We start from the raw sequence: 25,215 nt of genomic DNA on the forward strand, positions 1-25,215 counted from the left end.
AACCACATTGTCTAACCTAGGGGACGGGGAGCCATGACGCTCATCCGCAACGCCGAGAGCCGCCGGACCGAGACGCCGAACGGCGTGATGACCACCGCCGCCACGCCGACCCAGGGCGGCACCGAGGAGATCGCCGTCTGGCGCGCGGAGATGGTGCCGGGCAAGACCGGTCCCTTGCACGCCTTCGACACCGAGCAGGTGTGGACGTTCCTCGACGGCGAGGCCACCGTCGACCTGGACGGGAGGAAGCTGGAGGCGGGCGCGGGCGACACCGTCGTCCTGCCCGCCGGCGCGCGCCGCCAGATCACGGCCGGGGACGCCGGGTTCAGCGCGGTCGTCGCCGCCCGCGCGGGCTGCCTCGTCTACGACCCGGACGCCCTGGTGGACGAGACCCGGTGCGCCATCGCGCCCCAGGGGGACGAGCGGATCGTCCCGCCCTGGGCCCGCTGAGGGCGCCGCTGGCGGTTCTTGGTGATCAGGCTCCGAGGTAGGCCAGGACGGCGAGGACGCGGCGGTTGTCGTCCTCGGACTGCGGCAGCCCGAGCTTGCCGAAGATGCTGTTGGTGTGCTTGCTGATCGCCTTCTCGGTGACGAACAGCGCCCCGGCGATCGCGGCGTTCGAGCGGCCCTCCGCCATCAGCCCGAGCACCTCCCGCTCGCGAGGGGTCAGCCGCTGCAGCGGCTCCTCGCGGGCGTGCCGGGTGAGCAGCTGCGCCACCACGTCCGGGTCGAGGGCGGTGCCGCCGCCGGCGACCCGGCGCACCGCCTCCACGAAGACCTTGACGTCCGACACGCGGTCCTTCAGCAGGTAGCCGATGCCGCCCGTGCTGTCCGACAGCAGCTCCCGCGCGTACAGCTGCTCCACGTGCTGCGACAGCACGAGCACCGGCAGGCCCGGGACCTCCTTGCGCGCGTCCAGCGCGGCCCTGAGGCCCTCGTCGGTGAAGGTCGGCGGGAGCCGGACGTCCACGACCGCCACGTCGGGCCGGTGGGTGATCAGCGCCCTGAGCAGGGACGGGCCGTTGTCGACCGCCTCGACGACCTCGAAGCCGAACGCCTCCAGCAGGCGGATCAGCCCGTCCCGGAGGAGGGCGAGGTCTTCGGCGATGACAACGCGCACGGCAGCTCCATGGTCACGACGGTCGGCCCGCCGACCGGGCTCGTCACCGCCATCGTCCCATCGAACGCCGCAAGCCTGCGCTCGATACCGCGCATTCCGCTGCCCGCCCCCGGGGCGGCGCCGCCCGACCCGTCGTCTCCGACGATCATGAGCAGCCGGTCGCCGGTGTGCTCGATCTGCACCCAGGCGCTCCGCGCGGCCGAATGCTTGACCACGTTGGCGAGCATCTCCGCCACCGCGAAGTACGCCGCCGACTCCACCGGGGCGTCGCCGCGTCCGGGCAGGTCGATCCGGACGTCCACGGGCAGCGGCAGGGTGAGCGCGAGGGCGCGCACCGCCCCGTCGAGCCCCCGCTCGGCCAGGACCGGCGGGTGGATGCCCCTGACCAGGTCGCGCAGCTCCGTCAGCGCCGTCCCGCTCGCCGCGCGGGCCTCGGCCAGGAGCTTGCCCGCCGTCTCGGGGTCGTGCCTCATCATCTCCTCGGCGAGGCCGATGTTCATGCTGAGCGCGACCAGCCGGGCCTGCGCGCCGTCGTGCAGGTCGCGCTCGATGCGGCGCAGCTCGGCCGCCGAGGCGTCCACCGCGTCCGACCGCGTCTCGGTGAGCCGCTCGACGCGCTCGGCCAGCGCGTCCCGCGTCGGCGCGAGCAGGGTCTGGCAGAACCTGGCGTGCGCCTCGAGGAAAAGCGGCCCCAGCGGGACGGACACCGCCGTCAGCGCCGCGCCCAGCACGACGGTGCCGACGAGGCCGACGACGCCCCAGTCGCTCAGAGGCCAGAAGGGGCCCCACCCGTACTCGGTCAGCTGCGCCACCCACGGCGCCACGAACACGCCCTCCAACCCGTACAGCGTCATGCCGCCCGCGAAGACGCCGAGGACGAGCGCGACCGGCACGTTCAGGAGCGACCACAGCAGGTCGCGCCACGAGGCCGGGTCGGTGAGGACCCACTTCAGCCGGCCGAACACGCCCGCCCCGGCGGGCTCCGCCCGGTACGGGACGGGGATCCGCACCCCGGACCACTCCGCCGCCCATACGCGCTGCTGGTTGGCGACCGTCCGGATCGCCTGGAACATCATCGGCGCCAGGACCACCCCGAACCCCAGCGGGATGAACGCGATCGACAACACGGTCACGATGAACAGCGGCAGGTTCACCGCGTACCCCAGCACGATCTGGGCGACGGCCCGGACGAAACAGGTGAGGGCACGCCGCCCGTACCCGCGCAGTAGCTCGCTCACCGTTCCTCCAAGCGTTCGCTGTGAGACCTCCACCATTGTCATCGTTCGCGTCTCGGTGCTCGGTGGTGCTAGACCCCCTCTTCGTGACCGACGCGGTGGAGTTAGCCCTACCGTCATTCGAGCGTGACAAGACAACCGGCCCCGTTCCCTGGACAATGCACAGGCGACACTCAGGGGAGAAAGCGAATCCAAGCTGTGACAGCGACCAACAGCCAGACGTCCGACGGCCAGGGCTCCGGGCCCGTCCTGCGGCCCATCACCGAGCGCATCGCCGAGGAGATCGGCGTCCGCGAGGGGCAGGTGCGGGTCGCGGTGGACCTGCTCGACGGCGGGGCGACCGTCCCGTTCATCGCCCGCTACCGCAAGGAGGCGACCGGCACGCTCGACGACGCCCAGCTCCGCGCGCTGGAGGAGCGGCTGCGCTACCTGCGCGAGCTCGACGAGCGCCGCGCCGCGATCCTGGAGTCGGTCGAGTCCCAGGGCAAGCTCACCGGCGAGCTGCGGGCGCAGATCATGACGGCCGACTCCAAGGCGCGGCTGGAGGACATCTACCTCCCGTACAAGCCGAAGCGGCGCACGAAGGCACAGATCGCCCGTGAGGCCGGGCTCGAACCGCTCGCCGAGATGCTGCTCGGCGACCCGTCCCGCGACCCGCAGGCCGAGGCCGCGGCGTTCGTGGACGAGGAGAAGGGCGTCGCCGACGCGACCGCCGCGCTGGAGGGCGCCCGCGCCATCCTGGTCGAGCGCTTCGCCGAGGACGCCGACCTCATCGGCGCGCTGCGCGAGCGGATGTGGAACCAGGGGCGCATGGTCTCGCGCGTGCGGGACGGCAAGCAGGAGTCGGGCGCCAAGTTCTCCGACTACTTCGAGTTCGCCGAGCCCTTCGCGAAGCTGCCCTCGCACCGCGTGCTCGCGCTGCTGCGCGGGGAGAAGGAGGAGGTCCTCGACCTCGACCTGGAGCCCGAGGAGGCGGGGGAGGACCCCGCCGCGCGCAGCTCCTACGAGGCGGAGATCGCCCGCCGGTTCCAGATCACCGACCAGGGGCGTCCCGCCGACAGGTGGCTGTCGGACGCGGTCCGGTGGGCCTGGCGCACCCGGGTCCTCGTCCACCTCGGCATCGACCTGCGCACCCGGCTGCGGCAGGAGGCCGAGGACGAGGCGGCCCGCGTGTTCGCCGCCAACCTGCGCGACCTCCTGCTCGCCGCGCCCGCCGGCACGCGCACGACGATGGGCCTGGACCCGGGGCTGCGCACCGGCGTCAAGGTCGCGGTCGTCGACGCGACCGGCAAGGTCGTCGCGACCGACACCATCTACCCGCACGAGCCCCGCCGCAGGTGGGACGAGTCGATCGAGACGCTCGCCGGGCTGGCCCGCGAGCACCGGGTCGACCTGGTCTCGATCGGCAACGGCACCGCCTCGCGGGAGACCGACAAGCTCGCCGCCGACCTGATCGCCCGGCACCCCGACCTCAAGCTGACCAAGGTCATGGTGTCGGAGGCGGGCGCGTCGGTGTACTCGGCGTCGGAGTACGCGGGCCGCGAGCTGCCCGGCATGGACGTCTCGCTGCGCGGCGCCGTCTCCATCGCCCGCCGCCTCCAGGACCCGCTCGCCGAGCTGGTCAAGATCGACCCCAAGTCGATCGGCGTCGGCCAGTACCAGCACGACATCTCCGAGGTGAAGCTGTCGCGCTCCCTCGACGCCGTCGTCGAGGACTGCGTGAACGGCGTCGGCGTCGACGTCAACACGGCGTCCGCGCCGCTGCTCACCCGCGTGTCCGGCATCGGCGAGGGCCTCGCGGAGAACATCGTCGCCCACCGCGACGCCAACGGCCCCTTCCGCAGCCGCGCCGGGCTGAAGGACGTCCCGCGGCTCGGCCCCAAGGCGTTCGAGCAGTGCGCCGGCTTCCTGCGCATCCCCGGCGGGGACGACCCGCTCGACGCCTCCAGCGTCCACCCCGAGTCCTACCCGGTCGTCCACCGGATCCTGGACAGCGCGGGCGCCGACATCAAGGCCCTCGTCGGCAACAGCGCCGTCCTGCGCTCACTCAGGCCGGCGGAGTTCGTCGACGACACCTTCGGGCTGCCGACCGTCACCGACATCCTCGCCGAGTTGGAGAAGCCCGGCCGCGACCCGCGCCCGGCGTTCCGGACCGCCACGTTCAAGGAGGGCGTCGACAAGCTCGCCGACCTCGAACCCGGCATGCTCCTGGAGGGCGTCGTCACCAACGTCGCCGCGTTCGGCGCGTTCGTGGACGTCGGCGTCCACCAGGACGGGTTGGTGCACATCTCCGCGATGTCGGACAAGTTCGTCTCCGATCCGCGCGAGGTCGCCAAGCCCGGCGACATCGTCCGGGTGAAGGTCCTGGACGTCGACCTCCAGCGCAAGCGGATCTCGCTGACCCTGCGCCTGGACGACGAGCCGGGCCGCGACCAGCAGGGCGGCGGCCGGCGCGGCGAGCAGCGCGAGCAGCGCGAGCAGCGTGACGGCGGCGCGCGTCCGGGGCGCGGCGGCCAGGACCGGCGCGGCCCGAACCAGGGCGGCCAGAACCAGGGCGGCCAGAACCGGCGCGGCCCGAACCAGGGCGGCCAGAACCAGGGCGGCCAGAACCGGCGCGGTCAGGACCAGCGCGGTCAGGACCAGCGCGGCCGGAACCAGCGCGGCGGGCAGCGCCGCGGAGGGCAGGGAGGCGGCGACTTCTCCGGCGGCGGCGCCATGGCCGACGCGCTCCGGCGCGCCGGCCTGGACAAGGGCCTCCCCGCCAAGGACAAGGGCCGTTCCGGCAAGAAGCGCTGACAGAGGGCGACCCGGGCGGAACGGTGTCCCGGCCTAGCGCCGGGACACCGTTCAGTCGTCGCCGAAGCCGCGCCAGCGCCCGTCCGAGCCCGTCTCGGTCGGGCGCTGCGGGCGGACGGGTCGGCGCGGCTGCGCCGCCTCGGGGTGAGGGGCCTCGGGCCGGTTGTAGGGGCCCTGGCCGAGCGGGTCCTCCGCGTACGGGGAGCGCTGAGGCGGCACCTGCGGCGCGTGATGGTACGCCTGGCCGAGCCGCGGGCCGCCCAGCGCCGGCCCGCCGACCGCCGAGCCGCCGAACGGGTCCACCGTGTCCGCGGCCGCCGCGGAGTCGTCGGGCTCGTCCGGAATCGGCCGGTGCCGTGGGAACTGCAGGACGGCGATCGCGCCCAGCGCCAGCGCGCCCAGCCGCATCGCCGAGTGCACCACGTCCTGCGGCCACGGCTCCGCGTAGAGGAACGTGCCCATCGCCAGCAGGTAGGTCTTCGCGCTCACCGTCATCACCGTGGCCACGATCGACACCCGGCAGCGCTGGAACGCCATGACCATGATCCCGAACCCGATGGCCGCCGCCAGCACCGTCAGGTACGGCCACGGCGTCGCCGCGATCCGCGGGCCGGTGGCGTGCGCGTCGTCGCTCCACCCCTTGATCGCGAGCTCGGCGGTGCCGACCGGGAAGCCCGAGCTCAGCCCGTAGGCGATGCCGGTCACCGGGCGAGCGTGCCGGCCGTCGGGCCGGTGGTCGCCGAGGACCAGGATCAGCACCGGCACCAGCACCGCCGGGGCGACCACCGCGGCGATCCTCCACAGCGGCGCGTCCGCCGAGCCGATCGGCTCGTCCCCCCGCAGCGACGCGGTGAGCAGCAGGATCGCCGCGCCGATCAGCACCAGGCTGAGCCACTCGCGCGAGGTCAGCCGCTCGCCGAAGAAGACCAGCGCGATCAGCAGCAGCGGCACGATGCCGGACATGAAGATCGGTACCGCGGTGGACAGCGGCAGGTTGCGCAGTGCGAGGATCTGGAGGCCGAGCCCGCCGAGCACGACGCCGAGCGCGATCAGGAAGACCCAGTTGCTGACGATCGTCCACACCATGTGCGGGATGCGGTTGCCCCGTACGGCGGGCATCCGGTCCGCCGCGAGCTTGAACACGGCGAACCCGAGGTAGTAGAGACCGGTCGCACTGAAGGCCGCGGCTATCCCGTTCATCCCGGACGAGTATGGGGGTCCCGGTGCTCCATGTCACTGCCCGTGCGGCGGCGTTGACGCGGTTTCGCCGGGGTTGCGCGCCTCCGGTGTCCGCAGACGGCGCCGCGACCCCATAGACTTGGCCGCGCGAAGGCGCGGAGCCGTATTTCGGCGTGCCCGCGCCGCCGAGAGACTGACCGGCCGAGCACCACGGCGCAGCCCGCTGCGTGGAGGCCGAGGGCTCGCACGTAAAGAGGAAGAGAACGCGTCGACCGCCGCGGCCGAGACAGCGCCCGATCAAGGAGACCGACCCCAGTGAAGACCGATGTCGAGGAGCTGACCCCCACGCGGGTCAAGCTCACCGTCGAGGTTCCGTTCGACGAGCTCAAGCCGAACCTCGACAAGGCGTACAAGGAGATCTCGCAGCAGGTGCGGATCAAGGGCTTCCGGCCCGGCAAGGTTCCCGCCCCGCTGATCGACAAGTACGTCGGCCGGGGCGCGGTCCTCCAGGAGGCGGTCAACGACGCGCTTCCCGAGCTGTACGGCCGCGCCGTCGAGGAGTCCGAGATCTTCGTGCTCGGGCAGCCCGACGTCGAGGTGACCGAGCTGGAGGACGGCACCCAGTTCGCCTTCACCGCCGAGGTCGACATCCGGCCGAAGTTCGAGGTGCCCGACTACGACGGCCTTGAGGTCGTCGTCGAGGACGCCGAGGTCACCGACGAGCAGGTCGGCGAGACCATCGACAACCTCCGCGAGCGCTTCGCCTCCCTCACCGGCGCCGAGCGCGCGGCCGAGGACGGCGACTTCGCCACCATCGACCTCGTCGCGCGGATCGACGGCGAGGAGATCGAGGACGCCTCCACCGCCGGTTACTCCTACGAGGTCGGCAGCGGCTCCGCGATCGAGGGCCTGGACGAGGCCCTCGTCGGCCTCGCCGCGGGCGAGGACAAGACCTTCACCGGCACCCTGGTCGGCGGCGAGCACGCCGGCGAGGAGGCCGAGATCACCGTCACCGTGCAGAGCGTGAAGGTGAAGAACCTGCCCGACCTGGACGACGAGTTCGCCCAGCTCGCCAGCGAGTTCGACACGATCGAGGAGCTGCGCGAGGACGTGCGCGTCCGGCTCGGCCGGCAGGTCAAGCTGCAGCAGCTGTCCGAGGCGCGCGACAAGGCCCTCGAGGCGCTCCTGGAGAAGGTCGACATCCCGCTTCCCGACAAGGTCGTGGAGGAGGAGGTCGACCGCCGCAACCAGCAGCTGGAGCAGCAGCTCCAGATGGCGGGCATGACCCGGGACGACTACCTCAAGGAAGAGGAGAAGACCGCCGAGGAGTTCGAGACCGAGGTCGCCGACGCGGCCCGGCTCGCGGTCAAGGGCGGCTTCGTGCTCGACCAGCTCGCCGTCCAGGAGGAGCTGGGCGTCGAGAACGAGGAGCTCAGCGAGTACGTCGTCTCGCAGGCGATGCAGATGGGCGTCCAGCCGCAGCAGCTCGCCGAGTACCTGACGCAGAACAACCAGCTCCCGGCGATCGTCTCGGAGGTGCTGCGCAGCAAGGTGCTGAACCTCGTCGTCGAGCACGTCACGGTCAAGGACGAGTCGGGCAACGAGATCGACGTCGACGCGGTGCAGCGCGAGCTGAACGGCGAGACCGACCAGGCCGAGGACGCCGCCGAGGACGCGTCCGACGCCGAGGCCGGCGAGGGCGCCCAGGACGAGGCCCCCGAGGAGACGGCTGAGGCCGCCGCTGAGGAGACCCCGGCCGCCGAGGCTGCCGACGAGCAGGACGCCAAGAGCAAGGACGCCTAGAGCTTCTCTGGACGTTCGTGAGGCACCGGGCGCGCCCCGCATCCGTACGACGGGTGCGGGGCGCGCGCGTGAGCGGGAGGCCCTCCGGGCCGGACGCCGCGGCGAAGATCGTCGGCGCCGGGCGAGTCGGCCGGGCCGCGCCGGGTACGCCCCTGGCGAAAAGCCGGGCTCCCGGGCGTGAGTGGGCCCGTGAGCGCGTTAATGTCCAATCATCCGAACCGATTAAAAGGACCGGAGGAACACCCGGTGAGCATGCCTCCGACTTTCGACGAGTCGTCGCGGATCCAGGCGCGGGTCGCCGAGGCGCCCCTGTTGCCTCTGGGCGACCAGCTGTTCCAGCGGCTGCTGCGCGAGCGCATCGTCTTCCTCGGCCAGCAGGTCGACGACGACATCGCCAACCGCATCTGCGCCGAGCTCCTGCTGCTGTCGGCCGAAGACGGCCGCCGCGACATCACGCTCTACATCAACTCGCCAGGCGGTTCCGTCACCGCGGGTATGGCGATCTACGACATCATGCAGTACGTCCCGAACGACGTCGTCACGGTCGGCATGGGCCTGGCCGCCTCGATGGGCCAGTTCCTGCTGTGCGCGGGCGCCCGGGGCAAGCGGTACGCCCTGCCGCACGCGCGGATCATGATGCACCAGCCGTCCGGCGGCATCGGCGGCACCGCCTCCGACATCAAGATCCAGGCCGAGCAGATGCTGTACGTGAAGAAGACGCTCGCGGAGAAGATCGCCGAGCACACCGGCCAGGAGCTCGACCAGATCGAGCGCGACTCCGACCGGGACCGCTGGTTCACCGCCGACGAGGCCAAGGACTACGGGTTCGTCGACCACGTCGTGCTCAGCGCCAACCAGGTGCCCTCCGAGGGCCCCGTCTCCTGACGACCTCACAACGATTCGGAGGCACACAGTGAGCGACCTCATCCGACCCGGTTTCAGCGATCCGGTCCGGTCCGCCGCGTACGCGGGCGGCGCTCCGAAGCCGGTCGACGACCGCTACATCATTCCGTCGTTCGTCGAGCGCACCACGTACGGGGTCAAGGAGATGAACCCGTACAACAAGCTCTTCGAAGAGCGGATCATCTTCCTCGGCGTGCAGATCGACGACGCGTCCGCCAACGACGTGATGGCCCAGCTGATCACGCTGGAGTCGATCGACCCCGACCGCGACATCAGCATCTACATCAACTCGCCGGGCGGCTCGTTCACCGCCATGACGGCGATCTACGACACGATGCAGTTCGTCAAGCCCGACATCCAGACCGTGTGCATCGGCCAGGCCGCGTCCGCCGCGGCGGTGCTGCTCTCGGCCGGGACGCCGGGCAAGCGGGCGGCGCTGCCCAACTCGCGGATCCTGATCCACCAGCCCGCGACCGAGGGCACCTACGGCCAGTCCAGCGACATCGAGATCCAGGCGCGCGAGATCATGCGGATCCGCGATCTGCTGGAGACGATCCTGGCCGAGCACAGCGGCAAGGGCATCGAAGAGGTCCGCCGCGACATCGAGCGCGACAAGATCCTCACGGCGGCCGAGGCCAAGGACTACGGCCTCATCGACGACGTCTTCGCCAGCAGGAAGCGGAAGGCCGAGGTAGTGTCGTCCTGAGACGGCACGAGGACGAGGGAGTCCCCCAGCCCGGTCGTCACACTTCCGGGCGAGGGGCTTTCCAAGTCCGCTGGAGGCGGTAACGTCGAATCCGACGTCGTGAGCCTCTGGGACGCAACCAGCTGCGCCGCATCCTCCAAGGCTGGCGGCCCCACGAAAAGGAGACGGTTGGGTGGCACGCATCGGCGACGGTGGTGACCTGCTCAAGTGCTCGTTCTGCGGGAAGAGCCAGAAGCAGGTCAAGAAGCTCATCGCGGGTCCGGGCGTGTACATCTGCGACGAGTGCATCGATCTCTGCAACGAGATCATCGAGGAGGAGCTCTCCGAGACCTCCGACCTCAAGTGGGACAACCTGCCCAAACCGCGGGAGATCTACGAGTTCCTCGACTCCTACGTCATCGGGCAGGAGACGGCGAAGAAGGCGCTCTCGGTCGCCGTCTACAACCACTACAAGCGGATCCAGTCGGGTGACACCGGCCGTGACGACCTGGTCGAGCTGGGCAAGTCCAACATCCTGCTCCTCGGTCCCACCGGATCCGGCAAGACGCTGCTCGCGCAGACGCTCGCCAAGCTGCTCAACGTCCCGTTCGCCATCGCGGACGCCACGGCGCTGACAGAGGCGGGCTACGTCGGGGAGGACGTCGAGAACATCCTCCTCAAGCTGATCCAGGCGGCCGACTACGACGTGAAGAAGGCCGAGACCGGGATCATCTACATCGACGAGGTCGACAAGATCGCCCGCAAGAGCGAGAACCCGTCGATCACCCGCGACGTGTCGGGGGAGGGCGTCCAGCAGGCCCTGCTCAAGATCCTGGAGGGCACCACCGCGAGCGTCCCGCCGCAGGGCGGGCGCAAGCACCCGCACCAGGAGTTCATCCAGATCGACACCACCAACGTGCTGTTCATCTGCGGCGGCGCGTTCGCCGGCCTGGAGAAGATCGTCGAGTCCCGGGTCGGCAAGCAGGGCATGGGCTTCGGGGCGCAGATCCGCTCCAAGTCCGACTTCGAGGAGTCCTCGGCCGTGCTCGGCGACGTGATGCCGGAGGACCTGCTGAAGTTCGGCATGATCCCCGAGTTCATCGGCCGGCTCCCGGTGATCACCTCGGTGCACAACCTGGACCGCGAGGCCCTGATCAACATCCTCACCGAGCCGAAGAACGCGCTGGTGCGCCAGTACCACCGCCTCTTCGAGCTCGACGGCGTCGACCTGGAGTTCACCGACGACGCCCTGGAGGCCATCGCCGACCAGGCCATCCTGCGCGGCACGGGGGCCCGGGGCCTCCGCGCCATCATGGAGGAGGTGCTCCTGTCGGTGATGTACGAGGTGCCGAGCCGCCAGGACGTCGCCCGCGTCGTCATCACCCGCGAGGCCGTCCTGGAGCACGTCAACCCGACCCTCGTCCCGCGCGACCGTCCCAAGCGCGAGCCGCGGGAGAAGTCGGCCTGACGCCGCGGAGGCACCGACACCGCACGACCTGACACGCACGAGAGCAGCGGGCGCCCACGCGGCACCGCTGCTCTCGGCGTTTCCGGCTAGGGCCGCCTCCCGCGCGCGGCCGCCTCGCGGGACGGGTGGTTCCTGAGGGCGATGTCGACGTGTCCGGCGTCCACGCCCAGGACGCGTCGGCCTCGCGGGGCGTGCGGCCGACCGGCAGTCACTTCGATGCTCACCGGGCACCGCCGCTCAGGAGAGCGAGCCGGCTCAGGAACACGCACTCGGACGAGTGATCATGACGGGGCGCCATGTCCGATATGGTCGTCATGGTCTAAAGCGCCTGGTTCCAGGAACCAGGTCGACCCCCCGGCCATGTCGGGGCGTAGTCGGTCTCAGCACCATGCACATTCCGGCCTCATTGGTCCGGACGCGCGTGGTCTGGTGAACCGCCATTGCGTCCCGGCTCACCCGGGACGCCACACAAAGGAAACGATAATGCTCAACGCCAAATTGACCAGGCCGACGCTGGGCGTCGTCCTGGCCCTCGGTACATTCGCCGCCGTCGTGGCGGCTCAGGCAGCCGGTGGCCACGCCAATGGCGCGGCGGGACCGCTGGTCGCCGCCACCCTGGCCGCCATCTTCGGGACGGTCGTGCTGAGCGTCCAGACGGGGTGGGGCATGCTCACGCGTCTGGCCAAGGCCCTCCGGAGCGGGGATGTCGCGGCAGTGCGCGCCGTCTTCCGGGACGCGGGGGCAGTGATCAGGCCTCTCTTCGATCGGCCGGCCACCCGCCGGTTGATCATCCGGATGTCCATCAGCAGGGCGCTCGTCACGCCCCTGACCTTGGGGGCCTTGTATTTCCTCGGGTTTCTGGGAGCTGTGAACGCCCTCATGGCGGTCGGCCCCATGTGGGTGGCGCTGGCGAGCATGAAGGGCTCACCTCAGCGGTGGCTTTCCGCCGCGACCCCTATCGGGGCGTTCGCCGGGGTCCTGTGCCTGACCCGGTTCTGGGAGAGTGAGGGCCCTGGGCGCTTCGGTGCTTGGGGCCTGCTCGTCGGCGGCCTGCTGGCCGTCGGCGCGGCCGCCACGTACGCCAACCTTCTCCTGACCTTCGAGGAGATGGAGAAGCACCCGCGGATGTCCGTGAACGTCGCCCTCGGCGGCATTCTCGGGACAGTGACGATCACCATTGTCACCGCCGTCACGGTGACGGCTCTGGCGGCTACCGGTCTGGCCGTGCCGGGCATCACGCCCGGCGGCCAGTGGCTCACCTGGTCGGTTCTCGGGTGGACGTTCCTTTCAGGGCTGCTCTTGCAGTTCGTGGCCCAGAAGACCCAGACGTGGATCTACGGGTGGAGGCTGCTGAGCCAGCGAACCTTCAGCGTCTTCACGGCTTTCGAGCCGGTCATGGGGACGTTGATGGGTTGGGCCATGCTCAGCCAGCAGCCGACCGGACTCGACTGGTTCGGCACAGGTTTGGTCTTCGTCATGGCCGGCCTGTGCTACTACCAGGCCGAGCTCTCGAAGACACGCCGCCTGAAGCCTCAGGCGGCGAGCTGAACCAGGCGGCGGCGGGGAGGAGCGATCCTCCCCGCCGCCGCTGCCCAGCAAGGCGGACCACTCGTCAAGGCCATTGCCGTCCTGCAGAACAACGAGGTCTCCCGAGCATGAGAAAGGGCCAGTGGACCACCACTCCCATCGACATGCGCATCGTGCGCGGCGCGCTCGAACTGGAGCGGACCGGCCGGGGAGTGCTGCCGCACCGGCTGCCCCTCGCCGTCCGCGTCCATTTCCCCGACGAGTACCTGGCGAGGACGGAGGAGCAGCCGTCCGGCGTGCGGCTGGCCTTCCGCACCCGGGCCACCGCCGTGGAGCTGGACGTCCTGCCCACCAAGCGCGCCTACAAGGGCACCCCGCCGCAGCCGGACGGCCTCTACGACCTCGTGGTCGACGGGCGCCCTGCGGGCCGGGGCAGCGTGCCCGGCGGGAACCTGGCCGTCATCGACATGGCGACCCAGAAGGCGGTCGTCGAGCCGGGCGAGCCCGGCACCCTGAGGTTCGCGGGCCTGGCCGCCGAGGCCAAGGACGTCGAGATCTGGCTGCCGCAGGTCGAGACGACCGAGCTGATCGCGCTGCGCACCGACGCCCCCGTCGAGCCCGTCCCGGACCGCGGCCGTCCCGTGTGGTTGCACCACGGCAGCTCGATCAGCCACGGCTCCACCGCCGCGAGCCCCACCTCCACCTGGCCCGCGGTGGCCGCCGCCCGGGGCGGCGCCGACCTGATCAACCTCGGCTTCGGCGGCAACGCGCTGCTCGACCCGTTCACCGCGCGCGCCATCCGCGACGCCCCCGCCGACCTGATCAGCCTCAAGATCGGCATCAACGTCGCGAACGCCGACGCGATGCGGCTGCGCGCGTTCGGGCCCGCCGTGCACGGCTTCCTCGACACCGTCCGCGAGGGGCACCCCGAGACGCCGCTGCTGCTCGTCTCGCCGATCCTGTGCCCCGTCCAGGAGCACACGCCTGGCCCCCTGGCCCTCGACCCCGAGGCGCCGCGACTTCGGTTCCGGGCCACGGGCGACCCGGCGGAGGTCGCGAGCGGGCGCCTGACGCTCGCCGTCATCAGGGACGCGCTGGCCGGCATCGCCGCGCGCCGCGCCCAGGACGACCCCCGCCTCCACTACCTCGACGGCCGCGCCCTCTACGGTGAGGCCGACTACGCGGAGCTGCCCCTGCCGGACGAGGTCCACCCGGCCCCGGAAAGCCACCGCCGCATAGGCGAACGCTTCGCCGCGCTGGTCTTCGAGAGCGAGCACGGAGCCTTCGCGGCCCGCTGAGCCGGGGGCGGGGGCGGACGCCCGGGATGCCGCTAGGCGACCGGGCCGGGGGAGATGTCGCCGACCAGCGCCGCGACCTCGTCGACGACGGCCTTCTGGTGCGGCTGGAGGTCCTGGCCCGCCATTCCGGAGACCACCGGCAGGAAGGGATCCTCGAAAGGCTCGGCGCCGGCCAGGGTCTCGATGACCGCCAGACCGCAGAACGGGACGTACACCGGGCTGTAGCCGCCCTCGTGCGACATCGCGATCCGGCCGGCGCACACGTCCTCGGCGACGTCCATGAGCCTGCGCGTCATGGCCCGGTAACCCGCGGAGGTGAGCAGCTGGCGGGCCAGCGGGTCCATCGCGCTGCCGTCGAAGCCCGAGGCCACGAGGATGAGATCCGGCCGGAACCGCTGCAGGGCCGGTGCCACCACCTGATCCATGGCGTACAGGTAGCCCCCGTCGCCGGTCCCGGGCGGCAGCGGAACGTTCAGCGCGTACCCGAAGCCGGCGTCGTCACCGCGTTCGGTGAGCGCGCCGCTGTCCGGCGGGAAGCAGTTGTCCTGGTGCAACGAGATCGTGAGCACGTCCGGGTCGCCGTAGAAGAAGGACTGCGTCCCGTTGCCGTGGTGGACGTCCCAGTCGACGACCGCGATGCGCCCCACGCCGAGGACGTCGCGGGCGTGCCGGGCGGCGATGGCGAGGTTGCCGAAGATGCAGAACCCCATGCCGCTGCCCGCGACGGCGTGGTGGCCGGGCGGGCGGACCAGGGCGTACCCGTTGGCGGTGTCGCCGTTGACGACCGCCTCGACCATCGTGATGACGCCGCCGGCCGCCAAGGTCGCGATCTCGTAGCCCCCCTTTCCGAACGGGCTGAAGCCGTCCCCGGCGTCGCCTCCCTTCGGCCACCCGCTCTCCGTCTTGATCCGCTCCAGGTGTTCCCGGGTGTGGACCTTCAGGATCTCCTCTTCCGTCGCGTGCCGCGGCCGCACCCGCTCCAGCCGGTCGATGAGCCCGGACACGACGATCAGTTCGTGGATGCGCCGCTTGGTCTCGGCGTTCTCCAAGTGCATGTAGGGCTGCAGCCCGGCCGCCGGGTCCGCCCCGAACAGGCCGGCGTTGGATCCGGTGTCGTGCCAGCCGAAGATCTCGTGATACAGGTAGCCCGTGGCCATCGCGTGTTCCTCTTCCGGTGACGAGAGCGCTTTGCCGAGTGGAGGCGCCGGTCGCCGCAGGTCCGCCTGCGGGCCCGGTCGCGTTATGGGACCGCGGGCCGGGCGTCCGGGACATCCGTAGAACTGCGGAGTCGCCCGACGGGTGCGGCGGCGGGCCCACCCGGGGCGCCGGGCGTGGTGCGGCTTCGGATCGTGACGACGGCAGATCTTGTCCGGGCACCCGTCTGCGCCGTAGATTCGGGGCTCTCGTCGTGGCTCGCTGCCCGACCGCGCGCGGCCAGGAGGTGCCATGCCCACAGATCGGCATGTCGCGCTCGCGGCCGAGATCGGGATGCTGGTCCACGAACCCGATGCGGTCCAGGCGCGTCAGGAGATGCTGCGGCTGCTGAACGAGGTCCTGGACGGCGACGCCGCGTCCCTGATCGCGGTCGATCCGTTCGACGGGGAGCACCGCCAGGTCGCCGGGTTGGGCTACACGGCCGAGACGGCGCGCTCGCTGGCCGTCGACTTCGCCCGTACCCCCTGGTTCGACGACGTGCTCGACTCCGAGCTCCCGCCGTCCATCTCCGACGAACCGAGCCAGAGCTTCCGCCGCGGCTGGTTCTACGAGAAGTACGTGGAGCCCGCGGGTTTCCGGGACGGCATGACGGGGGCCCTGCGGCGCGGCGGGCGGTACGTGGGCCTCGTGCACCTCTCCAGCGGACGGCACGGGGCGTTCGACGCCCGGGGACGTCTACTGCTCGCATCCATCATGCCCGCGCTGGCCGCGGTGGCGGATGTGACCGGGCGGGCCGTGCACGCCGGGGGCATGCGGCCCTCGGATCACGTCGCCCTGGTATCCGGTGACCGGATCATGCCGGTGCCGGAGCGAAAGCGGCCGCAGGTGCTGGAGGACGGCGCCTTCCGGGAGGTCGTCGCGGAGTTCCGGGAGTCGGGCGGCCGGCGGCTTCACGTCCTCTGGCCCCTCGACCGGACGTGGCACCGCGTCGGGCTGCTCTCACCGGAGCTTCCCGTCCGCCTGCCGGGAGCGGTGCTCGTCCACACGCGGCCTGCCGAGGTGCCGTACGGACTGACCGGTCGCGAAGTGGAGGTCCTGACGCGCCTGGCGATGGGGATGTCCAACGACGTCATCGCCCAGCAGTTCTTCCTGTCGCCGCGCACGGTCCACAAGCACGTCGAGCACGTCCTGCAGAAGACCCGGACGTCGAGCCGGACCGAGGCCGCGGCGCTCGCCGTGCGCGAGAGCATCCTGTGCCCCGTGCCCGGACTGCCCCGGCGCGCCGGGGTGCGGGCCTTCCTGACCGGTGCGGGCGGTTGAGGTGCGGCGGCCGGGGACGGTCCGCGTCGGCCCGTGCCCCTCGTCGGGACCGGGGGGTCAGCCGCGGGACTCGCCCAGGCCGGCTTCGCGGGCCAGGACGATGGCCTGGGCCCGGTCGGCGACGTGCAGCTTCATGAAGATGTTCGAGACGTGGTTGCGGACGGTCTTCTGGCTCAGGTAGAGCGTCCCGGCGATCTCGGTGTTGCTGCGGCCCTGCGCGATCAGTTCGAGGACCTCCCGCTCCCGCTCGGTGAGCTGCGGGAACGCGGCCTGCCGCGGGTCGGGCATGTCGGTGAAGTAGGTGAGCACGCGGCGCGCGATCTCCGGGCCGTAGATGGCCTCGCCGGCCGCGACCGCCTTCACGGCGCGGGCGATCTCCTCCGCGCCCGACTCCTTCAGCAGGTAGCCGCGGGCGCCGGCGCGCATCGCCGCGAAGACCGAGTCGTCGTCGCGGAACATCGTCAGCACCAGGACGCCGATGCGCGGGCTGGTGCGGGTGATGGTGCGGGTCGCCTCGATGCCGTTGCCGCCGGGCATGTGCAGGTCCATGATGACGACGTCCGGCTGCAGTTCCGCCGCCAGCCGCACCGCGCCGGGGCCGTTCTCGGCCTCGCCGACGACCTCCACCCCGAGCGCCTGCAGCAGGCCCTTCAGCCCCTGCCGGAACACCGGGTGGTCGTCGGTGATGAGCACCCGGATGGTCTCGGTCATCTCCGCCCGTCTCTTCCGATCGAGGGACGATGGTACCCGGCGGCGGTCTCCGCGGCGGCGAGCGGGAGCCGGACGGCGACCACGGTCCCGCCGCCGTTCCGGGACGTGATCGCGCAGCTGCCGCCGACCTCGGCGGCCCACTCCTTCATCGCCGCCATGCCGCGGCGCGGCCGCGGCTGGCCTCCGTTGCGGGCGGCGTCCGGCAGGCCGGGCCCGGTGTAGGCGACCATCAGGTGCAGGTCGGCGTCGCGGCTCAGCCGGACCGTCGCGGTGCTCCCGGGCGCGTGCAGCCGGACGTTCGTCAGCGCCTCCTGCGCGATCCGGTAGGCCGCGACCTCCACCGCGGCCGGCAGCCCCGCGGGCTCGCCGTCGAACCGGACGTCCGCCCGCTCGCAGCAGCCGTCGGCGAACGACTCGATCGCGGCGACGAGGCCGAGGTCGTCCAGCGCGGGGGGCCGCAGCCCGTGCGCCAGGTCCCGGATCTCCCCGACGGCCGTCGCCAGCCGGTCCCGGACCTCGGCGAGCAGCGGGTCCATCCGCTCCGGCTCGCCGGCGAGGGTGATGCGCGCCGCGTCCAGGGACATCGCGAGGCTCGCGAGCGTCGGCCCGAGCCCGTCGTGCAGGTCGTGCCGCAGCCGCCGGCGCTCCTCCTCGCGGCTCGCGAGGATGCGCTCCCGGGAGCGCTGCAGGTCGGAGGTGAGACGGCGGAGGTGGGGGATGGTCGCGGCGCGTGCCGCCACGGCCCCCGCTGTGAACGCGCCGGCCAGCACGGTGGCGCGTGCCAGTACCGCTCGCATCCCGCCTCTCCCTCCGCCCCGCCGTCGCGGGACTTCGCCGCCACCCTTTCCGGGGAGGCGACCCGGTGTCAGGTGACCAGTGTCCCGACCGCGGCGGGAAAACGCTCTCTGGCCCCGCCCGCGGCGTGTTGCGGACGTTGCGCATGACGCTGGCCAGGCCGGTGCCCGCGGACGGCGAGCGGGCCCGCCCGGCGGTCGCGGACGCGGTCCGGGCCCCTCCCGCCGCCGGACGGGCCGCCCGGCCGGTGGTTCCGGTCGACCGGATCCGGGCGATCTGCGTGGACGCGGAGACGGCGGCGGGATGCCCGCCGCCGCGGAATCCTCCGCGCGACCGGGCGTCCCTTGGGCCTTCCACCCCCGGCGTCCCCGTAGAATCGTCAGCCGTGACACAGCCCAGCACTGAGCGCGGCCAGGGCGCCGCCGCGGACGTCGACCTTCCCACGCAGTACCGACCGGCCGATGTCGAGGGCCGGCTCTACGAGCGGTGGGTATCGGCGGGGCTGTTCACCGCCGACCCGGAGCGCGCGCCGGAGCGGCCCGCCTTCTCCATCGTGATCCCGCCGCCGAACGTGACCGGCTCGCTGCACATGGGGCACGCCCTCGACCACTCCATCCAGGACACCCTCGTCCGGCGCCGCCGGATGCAGGGCCACGAGGTGGCGTGGGTGCCGGGCATGGACCACGCGGGCATCGCGACGCAGAACGTGGTGGAGCGCGAGCTGGCCAAGGAGGGCCTGTCGCGGCACGACCTCGGGCGCGCGGACTTCGTCGAGCGGGTCTGGCAGTGGAAGGCGGAGTCCGGCGGCCGCATCCTCGGCCAGATGCGCCGCCTCGGCGACGGCGTCGACTGGACGCGCGAGGCGTTCACGATGGACGACGACCGCGCCCGCGCCGTCCGGACGATCTTCAAGCGGCTGTTCGACGACGGCCTGATCTACCGCGCCGAGCGCATCATCAACTGGTGCCCGCGCTGCCTGACGGCGCTGTCGGACATCGAGGTCGAGCACGAGGAGGTCGACGGCGAGCTGGTCTCGATCCGGTACGGGTCGGGCGAGGACGAGATCGTCGTCGCGACCACCCGGGCCGAGACGATGCTCGGCGACACCGCCGTGGCCGTCCACCCGGAGGACCCCCGGTACGCGCACATGGTCGGGCGGGAGATCGAGCTCCCGCTGACCGGCCGCCGCATCCCGGTCGTCGCCGACGAGCACGTCGACCCCGCGTTCGGCACCGGCGCCGTCAAGGTGACGCCCGCGCACGACCCGAACGACTTCGAGATCGGACGGCGGCACTCGCTGCCGTCCCTGTCGGTCATGGACGAGCGGGGCAACGTCACCGCGCCGGGCCCGTTCGAGGGGCTGGACCGGTTCGAGGCGCGCCCGGCGGTCGTGGCCGCGCTGCGCGAGCAGGGCCGGATCGTCAAGGAGGTCCGGCCGTACAAGCACTCGGTCGGGCACTGCCAGCGCTGCTCCACGGTCGTCGAGCCGCGCGTGTCGCTGCAGTGGTTCGTCAAGGTCGAGTCGCTGGCGCGGGCCGCGGGCGACGCCGTCCGCGACGGCCGCGTCAACATCCACCCGCCGGAGATGGCGTCCCGCTACTTCGAGTGGGTCGACAACATGCACGACTGGTGCATCAGCCGCCAGCTGTGGTGGGGGCACCGGATCCCGGTCTGGTACGGGCCGGACGGCGAGGTCGTCTGCCCGGGTCCTGACGAGGAGCCGCCCGCCGGATGGACGCAGGACTCCGACGTCCTCGACACGTGGTTCTCCTCCGCGCTGTGGCCGTTCTCCACGCTCGGCTGGCCGGACGAGACGCCCGACCTGAAGCGGTTCTACCCCACCTCCGTCCTGGTGACGGGCTACGACATCCTGTTCTTCTGGGTCGCCCGCATGATGATGTTCGGGCTGTACGCGATGGACGGCGTCCAGCCGTTCGACACCATCGCCCTGCACGGGATGGTCCGCGACCAGTTCGGCAAGAAGATGTCCAAGTCGTTCGGGAACGTCATCGACCCGCTCGACTGGATCGAGGCCTACGGGGCCGACGCGACCCGCTTCACGCTGCTGCGCGGCGCGAACCCGGGCGGCGACGTGCCGGTGGCCGAGGAGTGGGCGCAGGGATCGCGCAACTTCTGCAACAAGCTGTGGAACGCGACGCGGTTCGCGCTCATCAACGGCGCGCACACCCGCGGCGACATGCCCGCCGAGCTCTCCACGGTCGACGCCTGGGTCCTGTCCCGGCTGCACGCGGTGATCGCGGAGGTCGACGCGCACCTGGAGGCGTTCGACTTCGCGAAGGCGTGCGAGGCGCTCTACCACTTCGCGTGGGACGAGGTCTGCGACTGGTACGTGGAGCTGGCCAAGGTGCAGCTCGCCGACGAGCGCGCCGGGGCGACCCGCCGCGTGCTCGGCGAGGTCTTCGACAACCTGCTGCGGCTGCTGCACCCGGTCGTGCCGTTCGTCACCGAGGAGCTGTGGACGTCCCTCACCGGCGCCGAGACGGTCGTCACCGCGCCGTGGCCGGCGGCCGACCCGGCGCGGCGCGACGGCGGCGCGGAGGAGCTCGTCGGCTCGCTCCAGCGGATGGTGACCGAGGTGCGGCGGTTCCGCGCCGACCAGGGGCTGAAGCCCGGCCAGCGGGTCGCCGCGCGGATCGACTGGAACGGCTCCGCCCTGCACCGCCACGAGGACGGCATCCGCGCGCTGCTGCGCCTCACCGAGCCGGAGGACGGCTTCTCCTCGACGGCGTCCCTGCCGGTCGAGGACGTGAAGGTGCACCTCGACACCGCCGGGGCGATCGACGTCGCCGCCGAGCGCAAGCGGCTGGAGAAGGACCTGGCCGCCGCCCGCAGGGAGGTCGACCAGGCGCGGCGCAAGCTCGGCAACGAGGCGTTCATGGCGAAGGCGCCCGAGGCGGTCGTGGCGAAGAACCGCGACCGGCTCGCCCAGGCGGAGTCCGACATCGGCAGGCTGGAGGCCCAGCTGGCCGCGCTCCCGGCCGGCTGACCCCGGCACGGCGGGCGGTCCGGGCCGCTCTTGACACCGGTGCTGACACGGCGATCTGTCGGCGCGGCGGCGCCCGCCGCAGTTACGATTCCGTAGGGCCCGTGAGCCTTTGCGGTATTTGAACCATCGGGAGTGCAATGGCCGATTCACCACCTCGGTCCGGCACGCCGGACTCACCGTCCGGCGACGACCTGGACGCGGCGCAGGTCATCGACGACGGTCCCGGACCGGGGGCCGCCCCCGCGCCCTTCGGCGGCGCGCGCCCCTGGTGGTCGCTGGACATCGGCGACGGGACCGGCCCGCACGCGATGGTGAACGGCACCGGCCCGCAGGCCATGCCTCCGCTGCGGGAGGTCTCGGGCCCGTACGCCATGCCGAGGAACGGCACGGGCCCGCACGCGATGCCCGTCTCGGCGAACGGATCGGGGGCGCTCCCGGTCGTCGGCACGGGCCCGCACGGCGTCCTCCGCGACGGCACGGGCCCGCTGCCGCCGGTGGCCGGAGCGCCTGGGGCGCCCCGCGGGCGCCTGCCGAAGCTCCTGCTGGCGGCGGGCGCCGTCGTGGTCGCCGGGATGCTGCTCGTCGCGGGCGTGCTGGCGCTGCGGGCCGGCGGCGCCGGGGAGGACGGGGAGGACGGCGGGACGGAGGCCGGCCCCGGGCCGTCCAAGAAGGTGATCAAGGCGGGCGCGACGGCCGGGGGCCTGCACAAGGACCCGCTGACCTCGCCGCAGGCCAGCGCCGCGTACCCCTTCGTCGTGGGCGCGGTCGAGGCGGGCGGCGTCCCGGTGGCCGAGAACGGCATCGCCGTCTACGCCGAGGAGCCGGCGCGCAGCGTGAACCTGCTGTTCGTGGGCGGGACGGGCCGGATCGGCGATCCCGCGGGCTTCCTCCAGGAGACGCAGCCCACCACGTTCATCGCCGGGCAGGACGCCGACCCGGGGCGCAGGGGCGGCAAGGCGGTCTGCGGCACGTTCGCCGTGCTCGCCGAGACCCACACCTACTGCGCGTGGGCGACCAAGGACTCCTTCGGCGTCGTCGCGTCCAACAGGCCCTCGGTGAACCCGCAGTTCCCGCTGATGGCCGACCTGATGCACCGCATCAGGAAGGACGTCGAGAAGCCGAAGTGACGTAGAGGCGCTCGGTGTCGGCGCCCACCTCGTCCAGGACGAGCCCGGTGAAGTAGACGGTGCCGAGGACGACCACGCGGTGCCCGAGCGTCGCGAGCGACGCGGGGGTGATGGCGGCGGGGCCGACCACGTCCCAGCGGGACGGCAGCGCGTGGGTGAACCTCAGGTGCGGCAGCGCCAGCCGGACGAACGTCACGGGCAGCGCGCCCAGCTCGGCGACGGCGCCGTCCAGGTCCTTGTGGTCGGGCAGGCAGACCACGACGTGGTCGATCGTCCCCCAGGCCTCCCGGGCGGCGCCGAGCGCGGCGGCGATCCCGGCCCGGTCGATCGCGGAGTCGACGAGCACCCGCGTCGCCGACCCGGGCACGCCGTGCCAGGACAGGCGGCCGGGCAGCACGACCGAGGACAGCACGTCCCGCAAGGCCCCGGCCGGGGGCTCGCCCACTCCGGGGAGGCGGCGGGCGGCGACCACGCCGAGTTCGGCCGCCGCGCGTCCGAGACCGGCGGGAAGCAGATCCGGTGGAAGCCCGCTGCCTCCCGGCCCGACGAACTCCACGCCGCCGAGAACCTCCGCGACCTCGGCCGACTGCGGCGCCGACAGGACGCGCGTCCGCGGCCCGGCGACGCCGAGCTTCTCCTCGGCGATCTCCGCCGCCGTGTCGCCGAGCACCCCGGCGTGCTCCCGGAAGACCGGCGTGATCGCGGCGACGTCCGGCGGGAAGAGGGCGGCCTCGTCCGACCGTCCGCCCATGCCCGCCTCCAGGACGAGCGCGTCCGCGCCGGCGCGGCGCGCGTGCAGGACGCCCGCGACCGTGAAGAGCCCCGACGGCGACAGGTAGCCGCCGGACGGCGGCGGGAGCGCCGCGACGGCCTCCCCGAGGACGTCCGCCAGGAAGGCGAGTTCCTCGGCGGAGACGGCGCGCCCGTCCACCCGGATGCGGTCGCGATCGCTGCGCAGCCCGGGGCTCGTGACCGTGCACACGCGGAGCCCGGCGGCCCCGAGGAAGGCCGACGCGTAGGTCGCCGCCGTCCCCTTCCCCTTGGAGCCGACGACGGTCAGGACCGGAACATCCGGCGCGAGGAGGCCGAGCGCGTCCGCGAGGGCGCGGGCGCGCCCCACGTCGCGCGCCTCGCCCGGGGCGCGCCGCTCCCACTCGCGGAAGAAGACCTCCATGCCTCCAGTGTGGGCCCGGGCGGAGGCGCGCCGGCCGCCGAGTAGGCTCTGTGACCGTGAGTCAGGTATCCGAGCCGTCCGATTACAAGGCCGCCGTCGGCGCGATCATGGGGCGCGGGGTCGAGTGGGAGATCGACCCCACCCTCGACCGGATCGCCGACCTGGTCGACGTCCTGGGCGGGCCGCACCGCGCGTACCCGGTGATCCACATCGCCGGGACGAACGGCAAGTCCACCACGGCCCGGCTCGTCGAGGCGCTGCTGCGCGAGCGCGGCCTGCGCACCGGGCTCTACACCAGCCCCGAGCTGACGACGCTGCGCGAGCGCATCGCGATCGACGGGGAGCCGATCAGCGAGGAGCGGTTCGTCGAGGCGTTCGACGACGTGCGGCCCTACCTCCAGCTGGTCGACGACAAGCACGAGACCCGGCTGTCGTTCTTCGAGGTGCTCACCGCGATGGCCTTCGCGGCGTTCGCGGACGCGCCGGTCGACGTGGCGGTGGTCGAGACCGGCATGGGCGGCGCCTGGGACGCCACGAACGTCGCCGACGGCGCCGTCGCGGTGATCACGCCGATCGGCCTGGACCACACCCGCTACCTCGGCGACACGCTGGAGCAGATCGCGGGGGAGAAGGCGGGCATCATCAAGCCCGGCGCGATCGCGGTGCTGGCGCAGCAGCCGGTCGAGGCCGCCGAGGTGCTGCTGCGGCGGGTCGTGGAGACCGGCGCGACGGCGGCGCGCGAGGGCGTCGAGTACGGCGTGCTCGGCCGGGACGTCGCCGTCGGGGGCCAGCAGATCTCGCTGCGGGGCCTGCACGGCGTCTACGACGAGATCTTCCTGCCGCTGTTCGGCGAGCACCAGGCGAGCAACGCCGCGACGGCCCTGGCCGCCGTGGAGGCGTTCGCCGGCGGCGCGCCGACCCGGGGCGAGCCGAACCTGGAGGCCGCGACGCGGATCGCGCCCGGCGAGTCCTTCCTCGGCGGCGAGGAGGGCCAGCTCGACCCGTCCCTGGTCCGCAGCGGCTTCGCCAAGTCGGCGTCGCCGGGCCGGCTGGAGGTCGCCCGGACGGGCCCGACGGTCCTGCTGGACGCGGCGCACAACCCCGCCGGGATGGCGGCGACCGTCGCCACGGTCACCGAGTCGTTCGGCTTCACCCGGCTCGCCGGGGTCCTCGCCATCGCCGCCGACAAGGACGTCGCCGGGGTCCTCGACCAGCTCGAACCCGTGCTGGCCGAGCTGGTGGTGACCCGCAACTCCTCGGCGCGCTCGATGCCGCCCGAGGAGCTGGCCGAGATCGCCGAGGGGGTCTTCGGCGCCGAGCGCGTCCATGTCGCCGAGCGGCTCGACGACGCGATCGACCGGGCGATCGGCCTCGCCGAGGAGACCGGCGAGTACCGGGGGGCCGGCGTGCTGATCACCGGCTCGGTGGTCACCGCGGGCGACGCCCGCACCCTGCTGCGCGTCGAGGAAGGCCGGTGACGGGCGTGAGCGCGCGGACCGCCGCGAGGAACCCGGCGAGCAGGCTCTTCGCCACGGTGCTGGCCTGCGAGGCCATCGTGATCGCGCTCGCGATCCCGGTGGCGGTGACGGTGCTGGACGTGGACGGGGCGACCGCCGGCGGCGTGTGCGGCGGGCTGGCCGTCGTTTGCCTGGTACTGGCCGGACTGCTGCGCTTCCCGTGGGCGGTCCCCGCGGGCACGGTCCTCCAGGTGCTGATCATCGCGACCGGGTTCATGGTGCCGGCCATGTTCTTCCTCGGTGTCGTGTTCGGGGCGCTCTGGGGCACGGCCATTTGGCTGGGACGCAAGGTGGGCGGCGCTCCACCGCGCTAGGTTCGCGGGGACGGCACCATTGCGTCCGCCGATTCCCACGCATTCCCGGCACCATTTTATTTGGACATTCTTCCCTTTTGG

20 protein-coding genes are annotated in these 25,215 nt (G+C 72.4%); 13 read left to right on the forward strand and 7 right to left on the reverse strand.

Annotated features, from left to right (window positions below; translation table 11 throughout):
- Positions 1 to 33 precede the first annotated feature (33 nt).
- Complete coding sequence (locus tag ACQEU6_RS40875; protein WP_499339057.1) at positions 34 to 450, forward strand: cupin domain-containing protein; 417 nt, start codon at positions 34 to 36, stop codon at positions 448 to 450.
- A 25-nt stretch (positions 451 to 475) separates the two neighbouring features.
- Here ACQEU6_RS40875 and ACQEU6_RS40880 read toward each other — a convergent pair whose 3' ends face one another.
- Together ACQEU6_RS40880 and ACQEU6_RS40885 are read right to left on the reverse strand one after the other, a co-directional pair.
- The gene (locus ACQEU6_RS40880; RefSeq protein ID WP_499339058.1) at positions 476 to 1,120 is read right to left on the reverse strand and encodes a LuxR C-terminal-related transcriptional regulator; all 645 of its coding nucleotides are present in this window, start codon (positions 1,118 to 1,120) and stop codon (positions 476 to 478) included.
- Positions 1,072 to 2,358, reverse strand: a complete 1,287-nt coding sequence (locus ACQEU6_RS40885; RefSeq protein ID WP_499339059.1) for a sensor histidine kinase — start codon at positions 2,356 to 2,358, stop codon at positions 1,072 to 1,074. The genes ACQEU6_RS40880 and ACQEU6_RS40885 overlap by 49 nt, the downstream gene beginning before the upstream one ends.
- A gap of 195 nt (positions 2,359 to 2,553) precedes the next feature.
- Between ACQEU6_RS40885 and ACQEU6_RS40890 the strand changes: the two genes are divergently transcribed.
- On the forward strand, positions 2,554 to 5,151 hold the full coding sequence (locus ACQEU6_RS40890; protein ID WP_499339060.1) for a Tex family protein: 2,598 nt from the start codon (positions 2,554 to 2,556) through the stop codon (positions 5,149 to 5,151).
- Between the two features lie 51 nt (positions 5,152 to 5,202).
- Here the strand turns inward: ACQEU6_RS40890 and ACQEU6_RS40895 are convergent, their stop codons facing one another.
- Positions 5,203 to 6,351: a hypothetical protein gene (locus ACQEU6_RS40895; RefSeq protein ID WP_499339062.1), complete on the reverse strand. Its 1,149-nt coding sequence runs from the start codon at positions 6,349 to 6,351 to the stop codon at positions 5,203 to 5,205.
- Between the two features lie 294 nt (positions 6,352 to 6,645).
- On the opposite strand from ACQEU6_RS40895, the gene tig reads away from it, so the two are divergent.
- The 6 genes from tig (at position 6,646) to ACQEU6_RS40925 (ending at position 14,014) form a co-directional block, all read left to right on the forward strand.
- Entirely contained in the window at positions 6,646 to 8,133 is a 1,488-nt protein-coding gene (gene tig, locus ACQEU6_RS40900; protein WP_499339063.1) for a trigger factor, read from the forward strand.
- 252 nt (positions 8,134 to 8,385) lie between these two features.
- Positions 8,386 to 9,018, forward strand: a complete 633-nt coding sequence (locus tag ACQEU6_RS40905; protein ID WP_141587275.1) for a ClpP family protease — start codon at positions 8,386 to 8,388, stop codon at positions 9,016 to 9,018.
- 28 nt (positions 9,019 to 9,046) lie between these two features.
- Positions 9,047 to 9,742, forward strand: coding sequence for an ATP-dependent Clp protease proteolytic subunit (locus tag ACQEU6_RS40910; protein ID WP_499339064.1), 696 nt, complete (start codon positions 9,047 to 9,049; stop codon positions 9,740 to 9,742).
- Positions 9,743 to 9,914: 172 nt separating this feature from the next.
- On the forward strand, positions 9,915 to 11,189 hold the full coding sequence (gene clpX / locus ACQEU6_RS40915; RefSeq protein ID WP_149261596.1) for an ATP-dependent Clp protease ATP-binding subunit ClpX: 1,275 nt from the start codon (positions 9,915 to 9,917) through the stop codon (positions 11,187 to 11,189).
- 483 nt (positions 11,190 to 11,672) lie between these two features.
- Positions 11,673 to 12,737 (forward strand): DMT family transporter, encoded by a 1,065-nt coding sequence (locus ACQEU6_RS40920; protein ID WP_499339066.1) that lies wholly within the window; start codon positions 11,673 to 11,675, stop codon positions 12,735 to 12,737.
- Positions 12,738 to 12,844: 107 nt separating this feature from the next.
- Positions 12,845 to 14,014 (forward strand): GDSL-type esterase/lipase family protein, encoded by a 1,170-nt coding sequence (locus ACQEU6_RS40925; protein WP_499339067.1) that lies wholly within the window; start codon positions 12,845 to 12,847, stop codon positions 14,012 to 14,014.
- A gap of 32 nt (positions 14,015 to 14,046) precedes the next feature.
- Here ACQEU6_RS40925 and ACQEU6_RS40930 read toward each other — a convergent pair whose 3' ends face one another.
- Positions 14,047 to 15,171, reverse strand: a complete 1,125-nt coding sequence (locus ACQEU6_RS40930) for a class II histone deacetylase (RefSeq protein WP_499339068.1) — start codon at positions 15,169 to 15,171, stop codon at positions 14,047 to 14,049.
- Between the two features lie 289 nt (positions 15,172 to 15,460).
- Between ACQEU6_RS40930 and ACQEU6_RS40935 the strand changes: the two genes are divergently transcribed.
- The gene (locus tag ACQEU6_RS40935; RefSeq protein ID WP_499339069.1) at positions 15,461 to 16,489 is read left to right on the forward strand and encodes a helix-turn-helix transcriptional regulator; all 1,029 of its coding nucleotides are present in this window, start codon (positions 15,461 to 15,463) and stop codon (positions 16,487 to 16,489) included.
- Positions 16,490 to 16,546: 57 nt separating this feature from the next.
- Here the strand turns inward: ACQEU6_RS40935 and ACQEU6_RS40940 are convergent, their stop codons facing one another.
- Both ACQEU6_RS40940 and ACQEU6_RS40945 read right to left on the reverse strand, forming a co-directional pair.
- Positions 16,547 to 17,200: a response regulator transcription factor gene (locus tag ACQEU6_RS40940; protein WP_179836648.1), complete on the reverse strand. Its 654-nt coding sequence runs from the start codon at positions 17,198 to 17,200 to the stop codon at positions 16,547 to 16,549.
- Positions 17,197 to 17,997, reverse strand: a complete 801-nt coding sequence (locus ACQEU6_RS40945; RefSeq protein WP_499339070.1) for a sensor histidine kinase — start codon at positions 17,995 to 17,997, stop codon at positions 17,197 to 17,199. The genes ACQEU6_RS40940 and ACQEU6_RS40945 overlap by 4 nt, the downstream gene beginning before the upstream one ends.
- Before the next feature lie 383 nt (positions 17,998 to 18,380).
- On the opposite strand from ACQEU6_RS40945, the gene ACQEU6_RS40950 reads away from it, so the two are divergent.
- Together ACQEU6_RS40950 and ACQEU6_RS40955 are read left to right on the forward strand one after the other, a co-directional pair.
- Positions 18,381 to 21,002 (forward strand): valine--tRNA ligase, encoded by a 2,622-nt coding sequence (locus ACQEU6_RS40950; protein WP_499339072.1) that lies wholly within the window; start codon positions 18,381 to 18,383, stop codon positions 21,000 to 21,002.
- A gap of 137 nt (positions 21,003 to 21,139) precedes the next feature.
- Positions 21,140 to 22,129, forward strand: a complete 990-nt coding sequence (locus tag ACQEU6_RS40955) for a hypothetical protein (RefSeq protein WP_499339073.1) — start codon at positions 21,140 to 21,142, stop codon at positions 22,127 to 22,129.
- Here ACQEU6_RS40955 and ACQEU6_RS40960 read toward each other — a convergent pair.
- Positions 22,101 to 23,303 (reverse strand): folylpolyglutamate synthase/dihydrofolate synthase family protein, encoded by a 1,203-nt coding sequence (locus tag ACQEU6_RS40960; RefSeq protein ID WP_499339074.1) that lies wholly within the window; start codon positions 23,301 to 23,303, stop codon positions 22,101 to 22,103. The two genes, ACQEU6_RS40955 and ACQEU6_RS40960, sit on opposite strands and share 29 nt — an antisense overlap.
- A gap of 107 nt (positions 23,304 to 23,410) precedes the next feature.
- Here ACQEU6_RS40960 and ACQEU6_RS40965 point away from each other — a divergent pair, with 107 nt between their 5' ends.
- Together ACQEU6_RS40965 and ACQEU6_RS40970 are read left to right on the forward strand one after the other, a co-directional pair.
- The gene (locus tag ACQEU6_RS40965) at positions 23,411 to 24,781 is read left to right on the forward strand and encodes a bifunctional folylpolyglutamate synthase/dihydrofolate synthase (protein ID WP_499340510.1); all 1,371 of its coding nucleotides are present in this window, start codon (positions 23,411 to 23,413) and stop codon (positions 24,779 to 24,781) included.
- Positions 24,778 to 25,134, forward strand: coding sequence for a DUF4233 domain-containing protein (locus ACQEU6_RS40970; protein WP_499339076.1), 357 nt, complete (start codon positions 24,778 to 24,780; stop codon positions 25,132 to 25,134). Before ACQEU6_RS40965 ends, ACQEU6_RS40970 begins: the two co-directional genes overlap by 4 nt.
- The last annotated feature ends 81 nt before the right edge of the window (positions 25,135 to 25,215 follow it).

The organism is Spirillospora sp. CA-108201 (assembly GCF_050936235.1).
Classification (GTDB): Bacteria; Actinomycetota; Actinomycetes; order Streptosporangiales; family Streptosporangiaceae; genus Spirillospora.

Excerpts from the sequence above, each read along its gene's own strand:
- ACQEU6_RS40920 (WP_499339066.1), top strand. The coding sequence starts at position 11,673 with ATGCTCAACGCCAAATTGACCAGGCCGACGCTGGGCGTCGTCCTGGCC.
- ACQEU6_RS40940 (WP_179836648.1), bottom strand. The coding sequence starts at position 17,200 with ATGACCGAGACCATCCGGGTGCTCATCACCGACGACCACCCGGTGTTC.
- ACQEU6_RS40935 (WP_499339069.1), top strand. The coding sequence starts at position 15,461 with ATGCCCACAGATCGGCATGTCGCGCTCGCGGCCGAGATCGGGATGCTG.
- ACQEU6_RS40930 (WP_499339068.1), bottom strand. The coding sequence starts at position 15,171 with ATGGCCACGGGCTACCTGTATCACGAGATCTTCGGCTGGCACGACACC.
- ACQEU6_RS40895 (WP_499339062.1), bottom strand. The coding sequence starts at position 6,351 with ATGAACGGGATAGCCGCGGCCTTCAGTGCGACCGGTCTCTACTACCTC.
- ACQEU6_RS40945 (WP_499339070.1), bottom strand. The coding sequence starts at position 17,997 with ATGCGAGCGGTACTGGCACGCGCCACCGTGCTGGCCGGCGCGTTCACA.
- ACQEU6_RS40965 (WP_499340510.1), top strand. The coding sequence starts at position 23,411 with ATGGGGCGCGGGGTCGAGTGGGAGATCGACCCCACCCTCGACCGGATC.
- ACQEU6_RS40960 (WP_499339074.1), bottom strand. The coding sequence starts at position 23,303 with ATGGAGGTCTTCTTCCGCGAGTGGGAGCGGCGCGCCCCGGGCGAGGCG.
- ACQEU6_RS40905 (WP_141587275.1), top strand. The coding sequence starts at position 8,386 with ATGCCTCCGACTTTCGACGAGTCGTCGCGGATCCAGGCGCGGGTCGCC.
- ACQEU6_RS40955 (WP_499339073.1), top strand. The coding sequence starts at position 21,140 with ATGGCCGATTCACCACCTCGGTCCGGCACGCCGGACTCACCGTCCGGC.
- ACQEU6_RS40925 (WP_499339067.1), top strand. The coding sequence starts at position 12,845 with ATGAGAAAGGGCCAGTGGACCACCACTCCCATCGACATGCGCATCGTG.
- ACQEU6_RS40875 (WP_499339057.1), top strand. The coding sequence starts at position 34 with ATGACGCTCATCCGCAACGCCGAGAGCCGCCGGACCGAGACGCCGAAC.